General features: G+C 50.4%; 22 protein-coding genes. 8 read left to right on the top strand and 14 right to left on the bottom strand.

The features are described from left to right. Positions 1 to 51: 51 nt before the first annotated feature. The 9 genes from HMPREF0980_RS14700 to HMPREF0980_RS14660 all read right to left on the bottom strand — a co-directional run bounded on the left by HMPREF0980_RS14700 (position 52) and on the right by HMPREF0980_RS14660 (position 7561). Entirely contained in the window at positions 52 to 285 is a 234-nt protein-coding gene (locus HMPREF0980_RS14700; protein ID WP_006444854.1) for a hypothetical protein, read from the bottom strand. 141 nt (positions 286 to 426) lie between these two features. Beyond that, positions 427 to 1260, bottom strand: a complete 834-nt coding sequence (locus HMPREF0980_RS14695) for a CvfB family protein (RefSeq protein ID WP_049729855.1) — start codon at positions 1258 to 1260, stop codon at positions 427 to 429. Continuing rightward, positions 1260 to 1970: an acyl-[acyl-carrier-protein] thioesterase gene (locus tag HMPREF0980_RS14690; protein WP_049729854.1), complete on the bottom strand. Its 711-nt coding sequence runs from the start codon at positions 1968 to 1970 to the stop codon at positions 1260 to 1262. Before HMPREF0980_RS14690 ends, HMPREF0980_RS14695 begins: the two co-directional genes overlap by 1 nt. 3 nt (positions 1971 to 1973) lie before the next feature. After that, entirely contained in the window at positions 1974 to 3170 is a 1197-nt protein-coding gene (locus HMPREF0980_RS14685; protein ID WP_049729853.1) for a cation diffusion facilitator family transporter, read from the bottom strand. Positions 3171 to 3188: 18 nt separating this feature from the next. Further along, entirely contained in the window at positions 3189 to 3869 is a 681-nt protein-coding gene (gene spoIIR, locus HMPREF0980_RS14680; protein ID WP_049729852.1) for a stage II sporulation protein R, read from the bottom strand. An 89-nt stretch (positions 3870 to 3958) separates the two neighbouring features. After that, positions 3959 to 4636 carry a GntR family transcriptional regulator gene (locus tag HMPREF0980_RS14675; RefSeq protein ID WP_049729851.1) on the bottom strand — a complete coding sequence of 226 codons (678 nt, stop codon included), beginning with the start codon at positions 4634 to 4636 and terminating at the stop codon, positions 3959 to 3961. 2 nt (positions 4637 to 4638) lie between these two features. Next, positions 4639 to 5514: a 4-(cytidine 5'-diphospho)-2-C-methyl-D-erythritol kinase gene (gene ispE / locus HMPREF0980_RS14670; protein ID WP_049729850.1), complete on the bottom strand. Its 876-nt coding sequence runs from the start codon at positions 5512 to 5514 to the stop codon at positions 4639 to 4641. 66 nt (positions 5515 to 5580) lie between these two features. Beyond that, the gene (locus HMPREF0980_RS14665; protein WP_049729849.1) at positions 5581 to 7140 is read right to left on the bottom strand and encodes a DUF3794 and LysM peptidoglycan-binding domain-containing protein; all 1560 of its coding nucleotides are present in this window, start codon (positions 7138 to 7140) and stop codon (positions 5581 to 5583) included. Between the two features lie 13 nt (positions 7141 to 7153). Next, on the bottom strand, positions 7154 to 7561 hold the full coding sequence (locus HMPREF0980_RS14660) for a protease complex subunit PrcB family protein (RefSeq protein WP_049730029.1): 408 nt from the start codon (positions 7559 to 7561) through the stop codon (positions 7154 to 7156). 131 nt (positions 7562 to 7692) lie between these two features. Between HMPREF0980_RS14660 and malQ the strand changes: the two genes are divergently transcribed. From malQ to HMPREF0980_RS14630, 6 genes are all read left to right on the top strand, one after another. Further along, positions 7693 to 9204, top strand: a complete 1512-nt coding sequence (gene malQ / locus HMPREF0980_RS14655; RefSeq protein ID WP_049729848.1) for a 4-alpha-glucanotransferase — start codon at positions 7693 to 7695, stop codon at positions 9202 to 9204. Between the two features lie 25 nt (positions 9205 to 9229). Beyond that, positions 9230 to 9964, top strand: a complete 735-nt coding sequence (locus HMPREF0980_RS14650; protein ID WP_049729847.1) for a lysophospholipid acyltransferase family protein — start codon at positions 9230 to 9232, stop codon at positions 9962 to 9964. Between the two features lie 135 nt (positions 9965 to 10099). Further along, positions 10100 to 11554, top strand: a complete 1455-nt coding sequence (locus tag HMPREF0980_RS14645; protein ID WP_049729846.1) for a nicotinate phosphoribosyltransferase — start codon at positions 10100 to 10102, stop codon at positions 11552 to 11554. Positions 11555 to 11572: 18 nt separating this feature from the next. Then, positions 11573 to 12637 carry a D-alanine--D-alanine ligase family protein gene (locus HMPREF0980_RS14640; protein ID WP_049729845.1) on the top strand — a complete coding sequence of 355 codons (1065 nt, stop codon included), beginning with the start codon at positions 11573 to 11575 and terminating at the stop codon, positions 12635 to 12637. A gap of 5 nt (positions 12638 to 12642) precedes the next feature. After that, a complete protein-coding gene (locus HMPREF0980_RS14635; RefSeq protein ID WP_049729844.1) occupies positions 12643 to 14016 on the top strand; it encodes a UDP-N-acetylmuramoyl-tripeptide--D-alanyl-D-alanine ligase in 1374 nt (457 codons plus the stop codon). Positions 14017 to 14075: 59 nt separating this feature from the next. After that, positions 14076 to 14894 carry a Cof-type HAD-IIB family hydrolase gene (locus HMPREF0980_RS14630; RefSeq protein WP_049729843.1) on the top strand — a complete coding sequence of 273 codons (819 nt, stop codon included), beginning with the start codon at positions 14076 to 14078 and terminating at the stop codon, positions 14892 to 14894. Positions 14895 to 15032: 138 nt separating this feature from the next. On the opposite strand, the gene HMPREF0980_RS14625 is transcribed toward HMPREF0980_RS14630, so the two are convergent. Then, positions 15033 to 15383, bottom strand: coding sequence for an Hpt domain-containing protein (locus HMPREF0980_RS14625; RefSeq protein ID WP_049729842.1), 351 nt, complete (start codon positions 15381 to 15383; stop codon positions 15033 to 15035). Between the two features lie 72 nt (positions 15384 to 15455). Continuing rightward, entirely contained in the window at positions 15456 to 15998 is a 543-nt protein-coding gene (locus HMPREF0980_RS14620; RefSeq protein ID WP_049729841.1) for a TetR/AcrR family transcriptional regulator, read from the bottom strand. 187 nt (positions 15999 to 16185) lie between these two features. Between HMPREF0980_RS14620 and glgB the strand changes: the two genes are divergently transcribed. After that, positions 16186 to 17973, top strand: a complete 1788-nt coding sequence (gene glgB / locus HMPREF0980_RS14615) for a 1,4-alpha-glucan branching protein GlgB (RefSeq protein ID WP_049729840.1) — start codon at positions 16186 to 16188, stop codon at positions 17971 to 17973. A 22-nt stretch (positions 17974 to 17995) separates the two neighbouring features. On the opposite strand, the gene HMPREF0980_RS14610 is transcribed toward glgB, so the two are convergent. Further along, positions 17996 to 18442 carry a MarR family winged helix-turn-helix transcriptional regulator gene (locus tag HMPREF0980_RS14610; protein WP_049729839.1) on the bottom strand — a complete coding sequence of 149 codons (447 nt, stop codon included), beginning with the start codon at positions 18440 to 18442 and terminating at the stop codon, positions 17996 to 17998. Positions 18443 to 18599: 157 nt separating this feature from the next. On the opposite strand from HMPREF0980_RS14610, the gene HMPREF0980_RS14605 reads away from it, so the two are divergent. Next, a complete protein-coding gene (locus HMPREF0980_RS14605; protein ID WP_084002870.1) occupies positions 18600 to 20270 on the top strand; it encodes an FUSC family protein in 1671 nt (556 codons plus the stop codon). A gap of 10 nt (positions 20271 to 20280) precedes the next feature. On the opposite strand, the gene HMPREF0980_RS14600 is transcribed toward HMPREF0980_RS14605, so the two are convergent. Both HMPREF0980_RS14600 and HMPREF0980_RS14595 read right to left on the bottom strand, forming a co-directional pair. Further along, the gene (locus tag HMPREF0980_RS14600; protein WP_049729838.1) at positions 20281 to 21015 is read right to left on the bottom strand and encodes a class I SAM-dependent methyltransferase; all 735 of its coding nucleotides are present in this window, start codon (positions 21013 to 21015) and stop codon (positions 20281 to 20283) included. Continuing rightward, positions 20996 to 22012 (bottom strand): diguanylate cyclase domain-containing protein, encoded by a 1017-nt coding sequence (locus HMPREF0980_RS14595; protein ID WP_049729837.1) that lies wholly within the window; start codon positions 22010 to 22012, stop codon positions 20996 to 20998. Before HMPREF0980_RS14595 ends, HMPREF0980_RS14600 begins: the two co-directional genes overlap by 20 nt. Positions 22013 to 22027 lie beyond the last annotated feature (15 nt).

Below are 22027 nucleotides of genomic sequence, written 5' to 3'. Positions count from 1 at the left end.
GAATATTGCCGCCGTCTGCGCTGTCTGCCAGCCTGTATATAAGTCCTGTCTTTAGCCGTTAATCATGAATGCGACGAGCTTGTCGATATCTTCTTTTTCATGTGCCACGATTTCCAGCTCCGGTATCTCTCCATTAGAGAAGATATTTGCCATAGACACATACTGAGATAATTTAGATTTTAAATTAAGTCTGTCTCCTTCACCTGTTACTAATTCTACCTTACCTGAGCAACTGTCTACTACTTCGAAAAACTTTTCGATATTTGTGATATTCTGAACTTTCATCTTGTTACTCTCCTTTTCTTTTCTACTCTTTTCTTTTTACACCCTCAATATATACGAAAACCCTGCCAAAATCAAGGCAAATGTTGATTTTCGGCGCTTTTTAAAATGTGCACAATTTTTCACACCAGTTTTTGGTAATAATTACTTGAGCACGATGGAACTATTTCTGATTTCTACCTTGCCCTCTTTCAGCAGCCGTCCTACCGCACGCTTAAAAGCATTTTTGCTCAAACCGAACTCTCTCTGGATGAGTTCCGGCTCCGCCTTGTCCGTAAACGGCAGCTCTCCCCCATATTCTTCCATCCGTTTTACAATTGCCGCGGCATCCGCGTCCATCTGGATAAATGCCTTTTCCCTGATGCTTAAGTCTAATTTTCCGTCCGCATGTACTTTCACGACCCTCGCATGTACCTTATCTCCCACTTTCAGGCTGCCAAATGCCTCTCTCTTTGGTATCAGGGCGGAATACCGGTTATCTACCGCCACGAACACCCCAAAATTATCACTGAACTCATAGACCGTTCCGCTTACATGGTCATCTTTTTTATAAGGTGAATCTGTCAGCAGCCTGTCATACACCTTCATCGTCGCACAGAGGCGCCGGCTCTTGTCCACATACAGCGCCACAAGCACCTTGTCCCCCTTCTCCACCTTTGCCGTCTGCTCCTTATACGGCAGCAGCAGATCTTTCTCAAGCCCCCACTCGAGGAAAGCTCCTACCCGTCCGGTATCTGCTACAGCCAGAACGGCCAGCCCGCCGAGTGTCAGTGCAGGCTCTGACGTCGTGGCTATCAGCCTGTCCGAAGAATCCTTATAGAGAAATACTTCTATCTCGTCTCCTTTTTTTGTCCCTTCGGGAACCTGCTTTTTCGGAAGCAGCACTTTCTCTTCCTCCGTTCCGAGATATACCCCAAAGTCCACCAGCTTCACCACGCTCAGCACCTGTTTTTTTCCTAATCCCTTTTCTAATGTCATCATAAGTTCTCCTTTAGTTCTACTATTGCATAAGGTTTCCCCTGTGCATCTCCAAGTGACACGACTGTCCGGCCTTCCTCCTCTGACACGCGCGGGCTGATAATATCCTGATAGACAGCCGATTTCCTGTATTCTACCCTAACCTGTCGTATATCCGGCTCTTTCCCGAGCACCTCCAGCGCCATCTGCACATACTGGCAGTTATTGACGTGCTCATTCGTATCGATATGATACTTTCTCACCGGAAAGGGGGGCTTTTCTTCCCATGTATCCGGAAGGGCAATCTTCCTCGGTGCATAATCCATTGCCAGGGGCTCTTCTTCCCCGTATGCCTCAATCTCCTCGGTCGGCGGCTTCACCGGCCTTCCTTTCGCCATATCCATATATACCCAGACAGAATTGGCATATGCCGTGGTCCTGCCCTTACCGTCCGTCATACGGAAGTTTCGGAGCCCGTATAATCCGTTGAATTCCGTCGCCCACGTGCTGACCGTGATGTGCTCTCCAAGCTTAGGATAGCGTTCTGTTACGACCTGCCACGCGTTCAGCACCCATGCCCGCTTGTGTTTTGCGAAGTAATCGACCCCGAGGCCGAGACTCTCCGAATGGAAGGTGCTGCAGTCCTGAAAATAATTGATAACCCCTGGCAAGGTTATCTGCTTCGTGTGGTCCACCTCACTGAACCTGACTCTGCTGTCAAATGAATACATCTCTTATTCTTCCTGTCCTTTCCGTGCACTTGCCACAAAGCTCATCTCAACCGCAATGACGCACTGGTATCTCTCATCTATCTTCTGAAGTTCCTCCATGACCGCGTGGCTCAGGCTGTTCTGCTGCTCCCTGCTGTATTCTCTCGGAACAACGAGGTCGAAGATAAGATTAATCTGGTGTCTGCCGTCCACCATGCGGAAGTCGTGGATGCTCGCCCTGCCATCCAGACGTGATACCACCTCTTCCACATGTTCCTTCGCCTCGAGCACCTGCTCATCCTTCGTCTCCACAGGATCCATATGTATCACGAGAAAGATTCCAAGCTTCCTGGCCGCGTCCCGTTCTATCTTGTCGATGATCTCATGCGAATCTTCTATATCCGTATTGTTCGGCACTTCTGCATGGATGGACGCCATGCTTCTCCCAGGCCCGTAATTATGTACAATCAGGTCATGGCTGCCGACGATGCCGTCATATTTCTCCACGAACCTCGATATCCTGACATATTCTTCCGCCGCCACGGGTTCACCGATAAGGGGCTCCAGCGTATCTCTGGCAATGCCGATTCCCGCCCACATGACGACTAGCGATACGCCAAGTCCTACGAAGCCGTCAATATTAATTCCGGTTGCCTTCCAGAACAGAAGAGAGGCGATCGTGGCGGACGTTGTTATCACGTCTCCGAGCGCGTCTGCCGCCGTTGCGAGCATGACCTTCGAATTGATGCGCTGTCCGAGCTTCCGGTTAAAGACGCCCATCCAGAGCTTCACCCCGACAGACAGTATGAGTATGATAACAGATATGAGCTTGAACTTCATCATCTCCGGCTCACGTATCTTTCCGATGGCATCCTTGAAAAAGGTAAACCCGACCTGCAGGACGAGAAACGCTACAATCAGCGCCGCGATATATTCAATCCTTCCGTGGCCGAACGGATGGTCTTTATCTGCCGGTTTGCTTGCCATCTTGACGCCCACTAGCCCGATGACGGAAGATCCCGCGTCCGAGAGGTTATTAAAAGCGTCTGCGGTTACGGATATGCTGTGGAGCAGGAAGCCCACGGCCGCCTTGACCACAAATAACAATACATTGCAAAAGATGCCCACCGCACTCGCCAACACTCCATAGGCCGTACGGACAGACACCTTCTCTACCTCTTCATGATTCTTAACAAAACGTCTTACCAAAAACTCAGTCATGAAACTGCCTCCATGTCTCTACCGGTCCTCTTTCTCGTCTCCTCCAAAGAAAAACCATTTTATCTTAAAGTCCGAAGTGGCTGTCACCATTTCATATTCATCATCTGTGAGCACTTCTTTCAGCTCCTCTTTCCCCTCATCGCTTACGACCGCGCACGTCGTGCTCATAAAGCATAAGTTCGGATAGAGCACGCACCACCAGTTGTGGCCTCTGCCTTGCCCGATCACGATACGCAGCGCCTCATAATCTCCTTCCGGAAACGTGATGTCCCCGTAAGTCTTGTCCGGAAAATGGCAGAACTGTACATTCGCTTCTGCTCCGTAGGAATACCCTTCCTTACGGATAACCTCCTCCGCCTTCTCCTCAATTTCCTCCAGATGGTTGTGAGCCCATCTCTTCGTATCCTCCGCGGTCGGCTCGCCGGCCGTCCCGCCTTTCATATCGGCTTTCATATACGCCAGTACCGCGTCCCGCACTTTCAGCTTCAGCGCCTGATCCTCCTCGCTGTCGCTGTTCGCCAGCACGTGGAAGCGGAACACCTCTCCCGCCAGTTTCTCCTGCGTCTCCCGCACTTTCGCGTCGACCACTTTCATCCGGCGGCTGACGATACTCCCCGTCAGGATAAGTGCTATACAGATACCAAGTATAACACAGATGAGCTGCTTCTTTCTATATCTCTTTTTGATTTCTTCCCGCATTCTATGTACCTCCTTATTCACAATCCCCTCGGATGTTATAAGAAGTCTGTACACATTTCACGGCGCTTATACAAAAGCAGGCGTTAAATTTATGATTTTTTCAGGCGGAGCGTATCGATGACGCCCTCGACCTGGTTATCTATATGCTTGCTGACGACTTCGGTAGCTTTGTCCTTTTCTTTGCCGGCGACATGTCGGATAATGTCTTTATGCTCAGAGATGAGCTGCGGATATACTTCATCACTTTTCAGATATTCCATCCTGTATCGGTACATCTGCTCACGCAGGTTGTTCAGCAGCTGGATGAGCTTCTGGTTGTCCGTTGCCATATAGATGACATCGTGGAACTTTACATCCGCCTCGGCTATCTCTGTAAGGCCGCCTCTTCTTATGGCGGTCTTAAAATCTTCCGCAGCCTTTTCAAGCTCCCTGATCTCATCCTTCGTAATCTTGTCACAGCAGAGCTGTACCGCCAGCTCCTCCAGCGCTTTCCTGACTTCCAGCACATCCCGCAGGCTCTTCTCCGTTATCTCTGCCACCTCTGCCCCTTTTCGCGGAATCATGAGCACAAGTCCTTCCAGCTCCAGCTTACGGATTGCTTCACGTATAGGTGTACGGCTGACACCAAGCTTATTGGCGAGCTGGATCTCCATCAGCCTCTCCCCGGGTTTCAGCTCTCCCCGCAGAATCGCCTGACGGAGCGTATTAAATACGACGTCCCGGAGCGGGAGATATTCGTTCATATTGACTTGAAAGTTTGGTTCCATGCTCATTTCCTCCTTGCATTATGCACGTTCGTAACATACACCTGCTTCGTTAATCCCGTTTCCTTTATCTTTCTGCCTGCCTCCCTCGCCCTGCTCTTTTCCTCAAATATGCCGAATACGGTCGGGCCGCTTCCGCTCATGATGGCGTTCAATGCCCCCTGTCCTTTCATGACATTCTTGATCTGTTCGATTACAGGGTATTCCCGGACCGTGACTTCCTCCAGCACGTTTCCAAGGCATCCGGCCGTGCGTGCCAGGTCTTGTCCATCCAGACCCTCTATGATTCCGTCTATATCCGGGTGCGCTGTTATCTCGCGGGAGTCCAGCTCATCGTACACGAACTTGGTCGATACGCTGATGGGCGGCTTCGCTATCAATATATGGCACTTCGGCATGGGGCTTAAAGGAGTGAGAATCTCGCCGATGCCCTCTGCAAGCACGGTTCCCCGCATGATGCAGTACGGCACGTCCGCCCCAAGCGTCAACCCCCGTTCCATCAAAGCTTTCTCCGGCAGCTTCAGGGCAAACATGCGGTTCATTCCATAGAGCACTGCCGCTGCATTGGAACTTCCGCCTGCCATACCTGCCGCCACCGGAATATGCTTCTTAAGCGTAATCTTGATTCCCTCTTTTATGTGAAATTCATCCATAAGCAGCTTTGCTGCCTTGTAAGCGAGATTATTCTCATTGACCGGAAGGAAATACAGGTTCGTCTCCACTTCGATGCCCGGCTCCTTCTTCTTCTCCATTATGACCTGGTCATACAAGTACACCGTCTGCATCACCATGCGTACATCGTGGTATCCGTTGCTCCGCCTTCCGAGTACGTCCAGGCCCAGGTTTATCTTAGCCAGTGCTTTCAACTCCAGTTTATCCATATTTTATCTCCTCGTAAGTTAACGTTTACATTATCCTCAGATCGTTGTATCTTGTATACAGTGTACTCATAGTATACTCATATTTTCCTTAAAAATCAATATCTTATCCCCGGGTTTCACCTGCTCTGATTCCAGACCGTTCACTTCCATGATCCCTTCTACCGTCGTGCTGTATCGTTTCGCAAGATCCCAGAGCATATCTCCGTCCCGCACGATATATCCCACGATACCAGGCCGACGCTCCATCTCCTCCATATCGACAGGTTCAAAGTCTACTTCTTCTATGTTGGATATCCGTACCGGCTGTTTCAGGAAGCTGTTGAAGGCAAGCACTGCCTTGATTTCTATCTCGTCGCTGCCGAGCAGGCCGATGGAAAGCTGCTCAACGGCATACGTCAGGTCATAGGTCATGTCACTGCTCGTTTCATTGCTCTCCAGCAGATAGGAGAAGGGAACCATACCCTGCCACGTGTCAAACGGGACGACATCGTCTGCTTTTACATAGAGGAAACTGATATGGAGCACACCTTCAATCTGTATGCCGCCGTCCACGACCTCGGTCCGTTCCAGCTGAATCTTTCCGCTGCTGTGGCACACCTGCAGCATGCTGTCCTTAATCTCCGGAAGAGAGAGCTGTTCTATCACTTTACATTTTGAATGATTCTGCATGAGCAGCTTTTCAAATGTTTCTTCTGTTATTCTCGGGATGCAAGTCTGGTCCAGCGAATATACGTCTTCCAGCACATCCTCATTCTCCTCTTCATACACGATGAGCCGGATTTCCAGCGTGGCCTCCACGCCGAGCAGGCGCATCTCACCATCTTCATCCATGCGCACATCTATATTGACATCCGCTAGCTCCGGATATATCTGATGATACATATTATCCTGTGCACCGTAACATTCTATACGTCCTTCATAAGGAATGACTTGTTCAATCCAGTCTGTCTTGCCCTCCAGAGATTCATAGAAGCAGAACAGCATCAGCTCTCCCTGTATAAGCATCTCGTCCGTGCCGAGCCTCGTATCGAGCTTGCGGCTCGCGACATCTGTCCAGAGCAGCGTTCCGACATTTTCCTTTGTCCCGCTGATGGCGACTTCCTCTTTGATGCGGTATGTATCTTTCTTCGAGGTGAGCATCCGCAGCATCTGCTTTTCCGCATATCGCTTATACAGCGGAGCATCGCTTAAGATATCTGTTGTCACTTCCAGGTCGTCCATGCCTTCTGAGGACACCTGAAGCTCCACGAGCGCTTTCAGGTTCAGCTTCCTGGAGTGGATGGCTGTCACCGTCAGATCGATATTAGAGGCCTTGATGAACGGCATCCCTTCCGGCATCTGTTCCGTGTATATCATCTCCTCAAACGGAATCCGTCCCTCCAGGGACGACAGCCTTGCTTCTCCCTCCTCGGTCACGTACAGCACCTTGAAATTCATCTTTCCGGTTACGCGGATGTAGTTTTCCACTACCTTCATGTCTTCCACATCCAGCATTCCCTCTCCGAGTATGATACGCATCACGTCACTTTTTACGTCCGGTACATTATAATCATCGTCAATGTAAAACTGGTCGGTAATGACTTTCCCCGTCCGGTAAGTCTGTACCTGTTTTTTCATATATTCCATCCTTCATTCCTCCTTAATCAAATTCTACGTTTTTGTCGCTGTATTCCATTTTTATAACTACATACGGATAAGTCGGTTTTTTCTGCACCTCTTCCGTTTTGTCCGGACCCAAAAGACTGCTTTTCATGCAGACTGCATTGGACGTCTCATAACATTCCGGCACCTCCACACTGTACCCGCTTGTATCTTTTGTCCCATATCCACGGGCAATGTACAGATATCCATTATCCCCGTAAGTAAGCCTGAATGGTTCCGCCTTCGCCTCTTCTATCTGTGCGGCCAGCTCTTCCGGAACAGCTTCCGTATCGACTACGGTAAAGTCGATGTCACGTATCTTGTCTTTGTCCGTCTTTGTGACGGAACATGCTGTCAGAAGGAATGCGCAGGCCAGAAGAAGCACATAGGAGCATAATCTTTTCATCAGATTCCTCAAAGCTACATTCTCTTTAACATCATACACAGCAAAGCTATGAAAAATTCCAATTTTGTAGTATAATAGACGCATATTTGTCATAAAACTACTTAATCTCTATAGAAAGCAGGCGTACCCATATGATTGAACAGAAAAGAATCTCGGGCATTCTGCTGCACCCGACTTCCCTGCCGTCCCCGTACGGTATCGGAGACTTGGGGGCAGAGGCCTATGAATTCGTAGACTTTTTAGAGCGCGCGGGACAGCATATCTGGCAGATGCTTCCGCTCACCCATACCGGTTACGGCGACTCCCCTTACCAGAGCTTCTCCGCCTTTGCAGGTCAGCCCCTCCTTATCAGTCCAGCCCATTTAAAAGAACTGGACCTTGTACAAGGCTATGAGATATTGCACTGTCCCGTCCGCGATGACGAACACGTCGACTACGGCGTCATCATTCCCTGGAAGCAGCGTATCTTTCAGAATGCTTACCGCCGCTTCCTCACTACTGCCTATCGGGAGGCCCACCGGGAACTCATTTCGGCATACGAGGCATTCTGCGGACAGAACGCGGACTGGCTGGACGATTATGCGCTCTTTATGGCGTGCAAGGATGCGCACGGAGGCGTAAGCTGGCTCGAGTGGGAAGATGACTGCAGATATCCGTCAGCGGAATACAAAGCACAGCTTCAGCAGACGTATGAAAAAGACAGCGGGTTCTACAGATTCCTCCAGTTCCTGTTTTTTGAGGAATGGAAGGAGCTGAAAGCTTATGCAAACAGGCACGACATACAGATTATCGGGGATATCCCTATCTTCGTCTCTATGGACAGTGCGGACGTGTGGGCGAACCAGCATCTGTTCCAGCTCGATTCAAAGGGATATCCCGTCAAAGTTGCAGGCGTACCGCCGGATTATTTTTCCGAGACAGGACAGCTCTGGGGGAATCCGCTCTATCACTGGGCGGCCCACGAGGAGGAGGGCTTTGCGTGGTGGATTTCCCGGATACGCCATCAGCTTACACTGCTCGATATCCTGCGTATCGACCACTTCCGTGGTTTTGAGGCATACTGGTCTGTTCCGTACGGAGAAGAGACAGCCGTACATGGCGAGTGGGTCAAAGCTCCCGGCCGGGAACTGTTCCATGCCATAGAAGATGCCCTTGGTGAGGGATTGCCGATTATAGCGGAAGACCTTGGTGTCATCACGCCTGAAGTCGAGGCGCTGCGGAATGACTTCCACTTTCCAGGCATGAAAGTGCTTCAGTTCGCGTTCGAGGGCACGCATGAAAACGCATTCCTCCCCCACCAGTTTACGACGCCTCACTGCGTCTGCTATACCGGGACGCACGACAATGACACGACGCTTGGATGGTATGAGACGCTTGATCCTGCCTGCCAGGAAAAGGTCAGGCGGTATACGAATTCGGACGGCACGAAGGTCAACAAGGAATTCATACGTCTCTGCTTCGGCAGCATCGCCGCCTGTGCGGTCGTACCGATGCAGGATGTCCTGTCATACGGGAAGGAGGCCAGGATGAACATACCGGGAGTCGCCGCGGGCAACTGGAACTGGCGCTTTAAAAAAGGGATTTTAAGCGCGCCGCTTGCAAAAGAGCTGAAAGACATGGCTATATTATATGGAAGATATTAAATAACAAGACAGAGAGGTTATACTGATGATAAGATTTATATGTGTTGCAATCGTGTTGATGCTGTATCTCGTGCTGGGTATTCCTGTACTCGGTGTGGAATGGGTTATCCGTAAGTTCAGACGCAGGACTGCAGATGTAAGCTCCCTGCGTCTCGTACAGTGGGTCTTCCGCCTGATGCTCCGCATCTCCGGCGTGGAAGTCACCGTCATAGGCGAGGAAAATGTTCCGGATGAGCCGGTACTTTATATCGGCAACCACAGGAGCTACTTCGATATACTCATCACGTATTCGCGGTGCCGGCGCCTTACCGGATATATTGCAAAGAAGGAGATGCTGCGCTATCCGCTTCTCAGAGACTGGATGAAACGGCTGTACTGTCTGTTTCTCGACAGAAGCACGCCGAAAGAGGGGCTTAAGACAATCCTGAAGGCGATAGAGTATGTGAAGGAAGGCATCTCTATCTGCATCTTTCCCGAGGGGACGCGCAACGACGGGGATGAGCTGAGCATGCTGCCGTTCCATGACGGCTCCTTCAAGATTGCAGAAAAGACCGGATGCGCCATCATACCGATGTGCCTGAACAATACGCATGCCATCTTTGAGCAGCAGTTTCCGCGCATCAAAAAGACGCACGTCGTGCTGGAATACGGCAGGCCTGTCTATCCGAACGAACTGGACAAAGAGACGAAGAAGCATCTCGGGCAGTACTGCCAGAATATCATACAGGAGACGATCAATAAGAACCAGGGGCTTGTCTAAGCCTCTGGTTGATTACTTTTCTCTTTTACATTTCATGTGTCTGGTGATATAATAAGACAGAATATTCGATACCGGGTATTCATATAGACAGGGCAGTTCGGACTGCCCCGAGAAAAAAGGAGTTTTAACAGGAAAATGAGCAGAAGAGATTTGACCTTGCTGACGGATCTATATGAGTTGACCATGATGCAGGGTTATTACGAACAGGGACAGAACGAAACTGTGATTTTTGACGTGTTTTTCCGCCAGAATCCTTGTAACAACGGCTATTCTATATGTGCCGGACTTGACCAGGTGATTGACTATATCAAGAATCTGAACTTCACATATGATGATGTGGACTATCTCAGGAGCCTGGGCATCTTCAGCGAAGATTTCCTCCACTACCTGAGTGGATTTCATTTCAGCGGCGATATCTATGCGATTCCCGAAGGGACTGTCATCTTTCCGAAGGAGCCTCTTCTGAAGGTCATCGCCCCTATTATGGAAGCGCAGCTTGTGGAGACGGCGATACTGAACATTATCAATCATCAGTCTCTTATCGCGACCAAGACATCCCGTATCGTGTTCGCTGCTAACGGGGACGGTATTATGGAATTTGGCCTGCGCCGCGCCCAGGGACCGGATGCAGGGCTGTATGGAGCAAGAGCCGCCATGATAGGAGGCTGCGTGGGAACATCTAACGTACTGGCAGGGCAGCTGTTTGACGTGCCAGTCATGGGGACACATGCACACAGCTGGATTATGAGTTTTAAGGACGAGTATTCCGCGTTCAGGACCTATGCCGAGATGTATCCGGATAACTGTACCCTGCTCGTGGATACGTATGATACGCTCAAGTCCGGCGTACCGAACGCGATACGTGTGTTTCAAGAGATGAAGGAGAAGGGCGTCCATTTTAAAAAGTATGGTATCCGCCTCGACAGCGGCGACCTTGCCTACTTATCCAAGGAAGCCCGCAAGATGCTCGATGCAGCCGGGTTTACCGATGCTACCATCACTGCGTCCAATGACCTTGACGAGTATCTGCTCCACGATCTGAAGATGCAGGGTGCCGCCATCAATTCCTGGGGGGTAGGGACGAACCTCATCACGTCCAAAGACTGTCCGTCATTCGGAGGCGTGTACAAGCTCGCCGCCATCAAGAATGATGACGGTGCATTCATACCGAAGATAAAAATATCAGAAAACACTGAGAAAATAACAAATCCTGGTAACAAAACGATCTATAGAATCTATGATAAAACAACAGGTAAAGTAAAAGCCGATCTGATCTGCTTTGTCGGTGAAGAATATGACACAGGCGAGGACCTGCTTCTCTTCGACCCGATTGAGACTTGGAAGAAGACAAAGCTGCCGGGTGGTTCCTATACGATGCGTGAAATTCTTGTTCCCGTATTCAAGAACGGGGAATGTGTGTATAAGTCTCCTTCTGTAAAAGAGATTGCCGCATACTGCCGTCAGGAGAAGAAGACGCTGTGGGAAGAGACGAAGCGGCTGTTCTATCCGCACCGCGTATATGTTGATTTGTCACAGGAACTGTATGAAGTAAAGAAATCACTCTTAGATCAGATCAGCACGACTAACTAAAAAGGAGAGCATTTGTTTATGAAGATTATCGTTTTAGCAGGAGGACTGAGCCCTGAGCGGGATGTATCCCTAATCTCAGGCGCCGGTATCTGCAGAACCTTAAGAGAACGGGGACACAAGGCATTTCTGCTTGATGTCTATCTTGGATTACCTTACGATTCTGATAAGCTGGAAGAAGTATTCGACCTTCCCGGCGCGGGACTTGAGATTGCCCAGGGCATCAAGACGACCGCACCGGATATCGAGGCAGTCAAAGCTTCCCGCCCAGACCAGTCTGAATGCTACCTTGGTCCGAATGTCATCGAGCTGTGCCGTCTGGCTGACATTACGTTCATGGGACTTCACGGTTCCGTCGGGGAAAACGGAAAGATGCAGGCCACCTTCGATGTCCTTGGAATCAAGTATACGGGACCTAATTCGCTCGGATGCGCCATGTCCATGAATAAGCTTGTCGCAAAGCAGGTGTTCAAGATGACACGTGTACCTACGCCGCGGGGAACCTCTCTCACGGAAAAGACGAAGAATACGACGCTGGATGAGCTTGGATATTATCTTCCTCTCGTCGTCAAGCCCTGTTCCAGCGGTTCCAGCCTCGGCGTATATATCTGCCACACCGAAGAGGATTATAAGGAGGCGGTCCGCCGTTCCTTTGACGAGGACCATCAGGACGAAGTCGTCATCGAACCTTTCATCAGGGGACGCGAGTATGCATGCGGCATCTTTGCAGGCAAGGCGCTGCCTCTCGTAGAAATCATACCGAGGGACGAGGTATTTTCTTATGAAAACAAATACCAGGACGGGGGCGCCACCGAAATATGCCCGCCGGTCTCACTGGACGCGAAGATGATGAAGAAAATCCAGCGTGCCGGAGAGAAAGCGTTCGAGGCGCTGCGCATGGATGTCTACGCCCGCGCTGATTTTATCGTAGATGAGACGGACGGCAGATTCTACTGCCTTGAGATGAACGGGCTGCCGGGCATGACCCCTACAAGCCTTCTTCCGAGGGCTGCCCTGAATGCCGGCATGAATTACGGAGAACTGTGTGAGAAAATAATCGAAGAATCAATGAAAGTAAGAGGATAAGGAATATGAAGAACCTTACACTGGAAAATATTGCGGACGCCTGTCACGGCACGTACCACGGCGACGATAGTAAAAAGAGCCGGGAAGTGGCGGGTGTCGTAATCGACAGCAGAAAAGTCGAGAAGGATTACCTGTTTGTCGCCATTGACGGAGAGAATGTCAATGCGCACAAGTTTATCCCTGATACAATTGAAAGGGGCGCTCTCTGCGTCGTGTCCCACGAGGACCTGGGTGATACGGACTTTCCATATATTCTCGTGGAGTCTACCGGACAGGCGCTGCTGGACATTGCCAAATTGTACAGGGACTCTTTTGATGTGACGGTAGTCGGTATCACGGGAAGCGTCGGCAAGACAAGTACAAAGGAAATGATTGCTTCTGTCGTGTCACAGAAATACAATGTCCACAAGACATTGGGCAACTTCAACAATGAATGGGGACTTCCCCTCACGATATTCGAGATGAATGAAGAGCATGAGGTCGTAATCCTGGAGATGGGGGTCAACCATTTCGGGGAAATGCGCCGCCTCTCTTCTGTCGCCAGCCCTGATATCTGTGTCATTACGAATATCGGCGTGGCCCATCTGGAATTCTTTAAGACGAGAGAAGGGATTCTCCAGGAGAAATCCCAGATGATACAGGATATGAAGAATGGGGGAAGCATCATCCTCAACGGCGATGATGACCTGCTGTCCAGGATGGGACCGGTGAAAGGGGTAACTCCTGTCCTCTTCGGAACGACGGAAGGCTGCCAGTGCCATGCGTCCGACATCGTGCCCATGGGCTTAAAAGGAACGGCCTGTACGATACACATGCCGGACGGCCAAGCTTTCGACTGCCTTATCCCTACCCCCGGCGCGCATATGGTGTCCAACGCCCTGGCGGGCGCTGCGGTAGGCGCTGCCCTCGGCCTTGCCGTAGAAGAAATCAAGGCCGGCATCGAGGCACACACGACCCTCCCGGGCCGCAATAACATTATCTCCACCGGCAGTCTCATGATACTGGATGACTGCTACAATGCCAATCCGGTGTCCACAAAGGCCGCGATTGATGTCCTGAACATGGCAATCGGCCGGAAAGTAGCCGTTCTCGGCAACATGGGAGAACTCGGCAATAACGAAAAAGAGCTCCACCGTGAAGTCGGGGAATACGCAGCAAGGCACGGCGTAGACGTCCTGTGCGCCATCGGAGATCTGGCAAAAGAAATCGCCGTCGGGGCTGCCGGAAATACAGGCATCGAAGTGCTCTCCTTCGCCACAAAGCAGGATTTCCTCGCGCAGATGAACAGCATAATAAAAGAAGGGGACAATGTCCTGGTGAAAGCGTCACACGGAATGTGGTTCCCCGAAATTGTCGAACAACTCGTAAAATTTTCATAGGGGTCAGACCCCTATGTGTAACAGGGGTCTGACCCCCTTCAAAATTAAAGGAGTTACGTATGAATTATCAGATTTTAGCATTGGATTTGGATGGTACCCTGACCAACTCTAAGAAGGAGATTTCCAGGCCGACGCTTGAGGCTTTGATTCATATACAAGAGCAGGGCAAGAAGGTGGTGCTTGCGAGCGGACGTCCCACGCAGGGTGTGCTGCCGCTGGCAGGCCAGCTCAACCTGGATTGTTACGGCAGTTATATCTTGTCTTTTAATGGTGGGCGGATTACGGACTGCCGGAGCAGGGAGGTCATCTATAACAAGACGCTCCCTATGGATATCGTCGCGCCTTTATTCAATATCGTGGACAAGTACCGGGGACGGGGCGTTGATATTGTCGGGTACACTTCTGATATGCTGCTGTCAGGCGGCAGTACGAACAGGTACAGCGAGCTGGAATCCCACATCAATCATATGCCGATAAAATCCGTGGATGATTTTCCGTCTCACATTACCGCGCCGGCAAACAAGTTTCTCGTTACGGGAGAGCCGGATGTGATACAGGAGGTGAAGGCCGAGGTCGCAGATTCTTTCCGCTCCTACCTCTATATCTATCTGTCCGACCCCTTCTTTCTGGAAATCATGCCTCCGGGCATCGATAAGGCCCACTCCCTGCTCCGTCTGCTGACAAGCATCGGACTGACCGCAGATGAGATGGTCTGCTGCGGCGATGGATATAACGACGTGACCATGATAGAGACCGCCGGCCTGGGAGTAGCCATGGCCAACGCTCAGCCTCTTGTGCTGGAAAAGGCCGACTACATAACGAAGTCGAACGATGAGGACGGCGTGCTTCATGTGATAGAGAAGTTCATGATGGATTAGCCAAATGCTATTACCAAGATTAAATCTGCTTGCAAATGAAGAAAAGGAAGCTCTGTATATAAAACACAAAGCTTCCTTTTATATTCCTCTATCACAGGCCCCGGCAGATTGCCAGAGGGTACTGCCCTCCCGGCCGGCTTACTCCAGCTCTTTCAGACATTCCCTCAGACGGTCGTACTCTTCTTCCACCTTTGCAAACATCTCGTCAAGATTATCATATGTATTATTTCTTACCGCATCCACTATATACGCACATCTCTTGCTCAGATTATTCATCCCCAGATTGGCGGACAATCCCTTCAGCGTATGCGCACAAGTCTCTATCTCCTTATAGTCCTTCTCTTCTATCGCCTTTTTCAGGCTCGGATATGTGGCTTCATCACGGAACCTCAGCAGATACTTCTTGAGCAGCGACTCGTTCTGGCAGAACCTGCGAATCGTCTCCTGTGGATCAATCTCCATCTTTATAAGTACATCTATAAACTCCATAGCAATCTCCTTTTATGAATCATACAGGTTATAGCTCTAAGTATAGCATGAATCAGTTAAAAAATATACTCCTTATTCATAATCTTCAAGCATCGGCCCGATGTTCTCCGTAATTGTGCTGATGACGGCAATCTTCTCGTCCGTGTCATACCGGCTGTTACCGCGAAACGCATGGTATGCCCCCTGGATGCAGTAGCTGAGCACCAAGTTCAGGACCATGTCTTTCCGTAAAGCCGGATACTTTTCAAACAGCAGCTTCTTCACGCTCTCCTCAATCCTGGACGCCAGATGGCTGCTCTCGTTTCCGGAGAATACCGTGTCTGTCAGAGAACTCTGGGACAGATACGCCACAAACAGCTCCTGCGTAAATGCCGCCGGATTCTCTATGATATATTCGGGGTGGGAGATGCTGTTCGTCACCGACTCAACAATCTCCGCCTCCATGGCATCGGAAAGGTCGTAAATGTCTCTGTAGTGGGAATAAAATGTAGATTTGTTGATCCGTGCAATACTGCAGAGCTCTTTGACCGTAATCTTCTCCAGCGGTTTTCTGGAACGTAATTCTATAAACGCATTTTTAATACTTTTCTCTGTCTTTTCCATCCGTAAGTCCAAACGAATCCTCCTGTCTTATCCAACTTATTATAATATTAGTTGTTTATGCAACTGTTATCCTTTAACGATGGTAGATGCCGCCTATATTAGCCTGTATAATCATTATAAACAGGATAAACGACTGCTGTCCATTATTTATTACGTATAATTATGGCAGCCGCCTATTTGATATGTAGGAGGAAAGTAAATGGATTATTACGGCTTTTATACGGGAAAAGTATTTGACGCATATACGTATCTGGGTGCACACCCGGAAAATGGAGGCGCCACATTCCGCACCTTTGCCCCCGCCGCACAGAAAATCAGCCTGATTGGAGAATTCAACGGGTGGGAGGAATACGACATGAACCGGATATATGACGGCAACTTCTGGGAATGCCATGTGCCGGATGCGGCGCCTGGCATGATGTACAAATACCGGATCTGCCGCCAGGACGGCACATCTGCCGACCACTGCGATCCGTACGGATTCGGTATGGAGCTACGTCCGGCCAGCGCTTCCATCATCCGCAGCCTGGACAGCTACCGCTTTCACGATTCCCGCTGGATGTCAAAGCGTACAGACTGCAGATCAAAGCCGCTCAATATATATGAGATACATTTCGGTTCCTGGCGAAAGCCTTCCGGCAGGGAAGACGACTGGTATTCTTATACCGCGATGGCGGAGCTTCTTATTCCATATCTGAAAGAATACCACTATAATTACGTAGAAATCATGCCCTTGAGCGAGCACCCGTGCGATGAGTCGTGGGGCTACCAGAACACCGGTTTCTTCAGCCCGACTTCGCGGTACGGTACGGCCCAGGAGCTCATGGCATTCATCGACCTCTGCCATCAGAACGATATCGGTGTCATCCTTGACTTTGTCCCTGTCCACTTCGCGGTAGACGACTATGCCCTTGCCCGGTACGATGGCACGAGCCTGTATGAATACCCGCATGTGGACGTAGGACTCAGCGAATGGGGCAGCTGCAACTTCATGCACTCCCGCGGCGAAGTGCGAAGCTTTCTGCAGTCCGCCGCCAACTACTGGCTCACGGAATATCACGCCGACGGCATACGTATGGATGCCATAAGCAATATAATCTACTGGCAGGGAGATGCCGCACGGGGCGTGAACAAGACAGCCGTAGAATTTATCCGGGAAATGAACCGGGGTCTGAAAGAGCGTCACCCTTCCGCCATACTGTCCGCAGAGGACTCCTCTTCCTATCCGGGCGTGACGAAAAGCACGGAAGCCGGCGGCCTCGGATTTGACTACAAATGGGATATGGGATGGATGAACGATACGCTGGAATATTTCCGCACGGCACCGGAGTACAGAAGCCGAGACTATCACAAGCTCACTTTTTCCATGCAATACTATCACAACGATACCTTCCTGCTGCCTCTGTCCCACGACGAAGTCGTCCACGGCAAAGCCACTATCCTCCAGAAGATGTACGGAGACTATGAAGGCAAGTTTCCCCAGGCAAGGGCGTTATATATGTACATGTACGCCCATCCGGGCAAGAAGCTTAATTTTATGGGAAATGAATTTGGCCAGCTCAGGGAATGGGATGAAAAGCGGGAACAGGACTGGGGTATTCTGGCATATCCTATCCACGAGGCGTTCCACTGCTTTATGAAAGAGCTCAGCCATATCTACCTTTCCCACCCCGCATTCTATGCCATGGATTATGAGCAATGCGGATTCTCCTGGATAGACTGTACCCAGGAGGAACGCTGCATCTATGCATTCGAGCGGACAGACGGAACGGAACGGATCCTGGCCGTATTCAACTTCTCAGATGAACTGCAGAAGGAATATCTTCTTCCCGCACAAGGCGCTGCCCGGATTGAGCTCCTGCTCTCCAGCAAGTTTGGCTTGAACGGCGAAGACAGAACCAGTGGAGCTGTCTCCCTCATACCGGAAGACGGCTGCATCCCACTGGACCTGGACCCCTTCAGCGCTGCCTATTATCTCTTATCTTAAGCGGCCACCCACGGACTCACGGCTAGCTGAGCCGGGGCAGAATCTCACCGAGGTCTGCGACAGCACGGTTGAGCCGCTTCAGTTCCTCTTCTGTCAGCTGCTCTTCCAACATGGAGAGAAAGGCACTGTTTTTCAGATAGTATCCGTCCAGATAGGCGATGGCCGTGGGGGTAAGCTTTATCCAGACTGCCCTCCGGTCGTCTTCTTTATATATCCGTTCTATAAACTGATGCCCGCTCAGCCTATCGATCAATTTCGTAGCCTGCTGCTTCGGTATCTTAAGACGCCGGGCAAGCTCCGTCATCGTGACAGACCCACATACTTTAAGCGTCTCCAGACAATAATAGGTTTCCAGGCTCATCTCCTTGTTCAGCGAATCCTTGAACGGGCGTACGAGCTTCGCATGCCAGTCAGGCATGACAAGAAGCAGGTTCCGGACAAATTTCTCCGATGTCTTTTCTGATTCCATCTTTTTCTCCTTATTGACAAATGAATTTGAAAATGCTATCCTATATTCTTGTATATTAGTAAATAAAGTATGACTATCATATATGTTTAATCATTTGATTGATTATACTATGCCCAGAACATCATTTCAAGCTTAAAAGGAGATGCAGAATCTGATGATGACGACTAAAAAACGGCATATGCCCCGGATAGCAAAAGAAAAGGTTCTGTCCAGCACGCTGAACTTTCTTTTTATCATTGCTTACGTGAATATCTTCCAGCTCGTTTTCGGTCCGGAAAACACTATCGTAGGTGTCATTCTCACTATCATGATGTCCGCCTCCATGGTGCGGGACCTGACAGCCGCGCCGGCGAAGCATCTGCTGATCCAGGCTGTCGTACTCGTAGGGATGGCGGTAGCCGCTTACCTTGTGAACACACTGTCTGCACCTCTGTCCTTTGCAGTTAATTTTATCACAATTTTAATCATTCTGTATGCTTTTACTTATGAATATTCAGATCATATGTACTTTCCGTATATCTTGTCCTATCTGTTCCTCGTATTTATATCACCGGCAGACGCCGGGCAGCTTCCACGCCGGCTGCTCGGCATGCTGGCGGGAGCGATATCCATCCTCTTATACCAGTGGTTCATGGGGCGGAACAGGGCTGCCGAGACAGCCAGGGATGTCCTGGCCGATATGATAGACGATGTACTCCTTCAGATAGCGCATAAGAACAGAGAATCTTCGGAAGGTCCCTCACCCTCTGGCATGCACCACAGTCTCAGCCGCTTAAGCCAAATGGTATATGAACGCCGCCGAAGGGTACTGTGCGTTTCCGACGCTGCATTTTCTATGATTGCCGCCGGACGTGGTCTGGAACAGCTCCTGCTCCTTGTCAGGGAACTGCCGTCCGGCATGTCTGTTTCGGACAAGAAGCTGCTCTGTCACACTGAAGCTGTCCTGGAACTGTTCCGTGCCTATGTCTGCCGTGAATCTGAAAGGCTGCCGGCGGCAGACTTCTGCCGCATATCCTCTTCCCATTCCGGCAGGACATCGGGACAGTTCTGCGGGATACTTCTCTACATCCGTGGCCAGCTGCTCCATATGGCGGATCCTCAGCGCAGAGCCCATTACCGCAGGACAGCCCTGTCCGTAAAGGTGCGGCTGCAGGCTGCTCTGGATCTGAGTCCTGTCCGTGCCGTCTACGCCGTAAGAACCGCCCTGCTTTTATCCTGCGCCGCGATGCTTGTACAGCTCTGCGCCCTTCCTCACGGGCGCTGGCTCATGTTTACCCTTGCTTCCGTCTCCCTGCCCTATGCAGATGATGTGCCCGCCAAGATGAAAAAACGGCTCGCCGCAACGCTTGCAGGGGGGCTCCTCTCCGTAGCTATCTATACCCTCGTCCCCTCCGCCGCCGGACGTACCGCCGCCATGATGCTGTCCGGCTATATATCTTTCTACTTCAAAGACTACACCCAGACATTTGCCTGCTCCACCATAGGTGCGCTGGGCGGCGCCGTGCTTATGGATGCATTCGGGCTGCAGGCTGTCGGTCATATCTTCCTTATCAGGCTTGGCTACATATTGGTCGGGATTGCGGCGGCGTTTGCAGCCAACTGCCTTCTTTTCCCATATACCAGGAAGATGGCGACCACACATCTCTGGAAAAAATATAAGACGTCTTCTGATCTCCTTGCGGAGATCAGCCGTACCGGCCAGGCTGATTCCCAGTTATACTACCATCTTGTCATACAGGCCTATCTGATGGAAGAAAAGCTGGCGCAGAACGGAGCGGTGCCCCGGCATTTAAACCGGGACATCGCTCCTGATACAGCTCATATTTGATCATAACGTGTTATAGTCTCTTCCCTGCTTTTACTATCAGCATCATCGGGCGCCGCATCTCGTCCGCCATTCCCGGAATATCCATCATTTCCTCCGGCGGCTGCGGCTCTATGATGTTGAGCACTTCAAAGCCATTCTCCAGCAGCGTATTCAGATATGTCGTAAGGGTCCGGTGGTATTTCGTGACAGGCTCTCCAAGAAATACCGCGTCCCTCTTTCCTTCATAAAAGTAACGATCCACAGGAAAATGCAGTATCTCTCCCTGCTCTCCATAATACCAGTCCTGTGTGCCATATGCGGTAAATACCGGGTGTTCTGCTGAAAATACAAAGTATCCGCCAGGGGCCGTAATGCGGCTGATACACTGCACGAGCTCTTTATAATTCTCAACATAATGAAGGGCGAGAGAACTTAAGACAATATCAAAAGAATTGTCCGGAAAATCTATCTCCTCCATGGCACAACGCCGGTACTCGATCTTCTTGTGGCTGTTCTTATGGACCGCCGTCTCCAGCATCCTGGCCGAAAGGTCTGTCCCGAGCACATAATCCGCACCATGTTCCGCTGCATAAAGGCAGTGCCATCCATACCCGCACCCAAGGTCAAGAACACGTTTACCCGAAAATTCCGGCAGAACCTTCTGCAGTTCAGACCATTCTCCCGCACCCTTCAGCCCTTCTTTAGAGCGGTTCATCTCACTGTACTTTTTAAAGAATGCCTCATTGTCATATTGATTCTCTTTCAATGCCTTGTCCCCCCGGTCCGGCCGGCAAAGAAGCCTTGTCTTTCCCCTGCTGTTTTGCAAGGTAAAGCGCTTCATCAGCCTTCTCATATATCTGACGGTAAGTGATTCCTTCGCTTCTCTTTTCAGCGATACCGACAGAATAGCTGCCGGGCCGCCCTTCCAGCATGCTGCCGGACAGCCGCTGGAATTCTGAACGAATCTTGCCGAGCCGTTCTTCCCGCTCTTCCTTCGTACCGGAACAGGTTTCACAGACAGCAAACTCATCCCCGCCGAGACGGCCGATAACCGCGTTATCCGGAAAATGCTCCCTGAGCAGCTTTGCCAGCAGTTTCAAGAGAGCATCCCCTGTACTGTGTCCATACGTGTCATTTACCAACTTAAAATCATCTAAATCTATAATATAAAAGCACATCCCGCCTTCTTCCGCAAGTCTCTGTTCGACCTTGCGCTGGAAAGAATCGTGGTTGTATATCCCTGTCATAAGATCCAGCTCCGCCTTCTTCTTAAACAGTTCAACCAGTTCCAGTGCTTCTCTTACCTTTGCCGAAAGTGCTTTCGGGTAGAACTCGCCGTCCGCCTGGTCAAAGTATGGCATCGAATGATGGACATGGACTGTCTTCCACTCCTTGTCTTCATTGAGGGCATAGACGATGGTAAACCTCGTATCCATCTCGATGAGCGCGTCCGCATCCTCATCTCTGTGCTCCCTGACCCAGATGCCTCCGTATACGATTCCCACATCATCGCGTATCATTACTGCCTTATACCATTCGTCGAGAACGTCAAAAGATATCTGTCTGGCCTCCTTCTGGTTGTCCTGGATATTTTTGACCGCCTCCTTGGAGGTATTAAATATTTCATGTCTTCCGGTACCTATCATGCTCAGCTTTTCGTCACAGACCCGGATGATATTCCCGTAATTTTCCTCCGTCGGTTCCAGCAGATAACAATGCCATAATTCTTTCGTCATCTCACATAACAGCTCTTCAGCTCTCATCACTCTAACCTCCCA

This window comes from Dorea sp. D27 (assembly GCF_001185345.1).
Lineage (GTDB): Bacteria > Bacillota > Clostridia > Lachnospirales > Lachnospiraceae > Extibacter.
This window is presented reverse-complemented; position numbering and strand designations above follow the sequence as displayed.

Excerpts from the sequence above, each read along its gene's own strand:
- HMPREF0980_RS14665 (WP_049729849.1), bottom strand. The coding sequence starts at position 7,140 with ATGGAATATATGAAAAAACAGGTACAGACTTACCGGACGGGGAAAGTC.
- HMPREF0980_RS14640 (WP_049729845.1), top strand. The coding sequence starts at position 11,573 with ATGAAGATTATCGTTTTAGCAGGAGGACTGAGCCCTGAGCGGGATGTA.
- HMPREF0980_RS14695 (WP_049729855.1), bottom strand. The coding sequence starts at position 1,260 with ATGACATTAGAAAAGGGATTAGGAAAAAAACAGGTGCTGAGCGTGGTG.
- HMPREF0980_RS14660 (WP_049730029.1), bottom strand. The coding sequence starts at position 7,561 with ATGAAAAGATTATGCTCCTATGTGCTTCTTCTGGCCTGCGCATTCCTT.
- HMPREF0980_RS14685 (WP_049729853.1), bottom strand. The coding sequence starts at position 3,170 with ATGACTGAGTTTTTGGTAAGACGTTTTGTTAAGAATCATGAAGAGGTA.
- HMPREF0980_RS14630 (WP_049729843.1), top strand. The coding sequence starts at position 14,076 with ATGAATTATCAGATTTTAGCATTGGATTTGGATGGTACCCTGACCAAC.
- HMPREF0980_RS14675 (WP_049729851.1), bottom strand. The coding sequence starts at position 4,636 with ATGGAACCAAACTTTCAAGTCAATATGAACGAATATCTCCCGCTCCGG.
- spoIIR (WP_049729852.1), bottom strand. The coding sequence starts at position 3,869 with ATGCGGGAAGAAATCAAAAAGAGATATAGAAAGAAGCAGCTCATCTGT.
- HMPREF0980_RS14700 (WP_006444854.1), bottom strand. The coding sequence starts at position 285 with ATGAAAGTTCAGAATATCACAAATATCGAAAAGTTTTTCGAAGTAGTA.
- HMPREF0980_RS14595 (WP_049729837.1), bottom strand. The coding sequence starts at position 22,012 with ATGAGAGCTGAAGAGCTGTTATGTGAGATGACGAAAGAATTATGGCAT.
- HMPREF0980_RS14645 (WP_049729846.1), top strand. The coding sequence starts at position 10,100 with ATGAGCAGAAGAGATTTGACCTTGCTGACGGATCTATATGAGTTGACC.
- HMPREF0980_RS14605 (WP_084002870.1), top strand. The coding sequence starts at position 18,600 with ATGACGACTAAAAAACGGCATATGCCCCGGATAGCAAAAGAAAAGGTT.
- malQ (WP_049729848.1), top strand. The coding sequence starts at position 7,693 with ATGATTGAACAGAAAAGAATCTCGGGCATTCTGCTGCACCCGACTTCC.
- ispE (WP_049729850.1), bottom strand. The coding sequence starts at position 5,514 with ATGGATAAACTGGAGTTGAAAGCACTGGCTAAGATAAACCTGGGCCTG.
- glgB (WP_049729840.1), top strand. The coding sequence starts at position 16,186 with ATGGATTATTACGGCTTTTATACGGGAAAAGTATTTGACGCATATACG.
- HMPREF0980_RS14610 (WP_049729839.1), bottom strand. The coding sequence starts at position 18,442 with ATGGAATCAGAAAAGACATCGGAGAAATTTGTCCGGAACCTGCTTCTT.
- HMPREF0980_RS14690 (WP_049729854.1), bottom strand. The coding sequence starts at position 1,970 with ATGTATTCATTTGACAGCAGAGTCAGGTTCAGTGAGGTGGACCACACG.
- HMPREF0980_RS14650 (WP_049729847.1), top strand. The coding sequence starts at position 9,230 with ATGATAAGATTTATATGTGTTGCAATCGTGTTGATGCTGTATCTCGTG.
- HMPREF0980_RS14635 (WP_049729844.1), top strand. The coding sequence starts at position 12,643 with ATGAAGAACCTTACACTGGAAAATATTGCGGACGCCTGTCACGGCACG.
- HMPREF0980_RS14625 (WP_049729842.1), bottom strand. The coding sequence starts at position 15,383 with ATGGAGTTTATAGATGTACTTATAAAGATGGAGATTGATCCACAGGAG.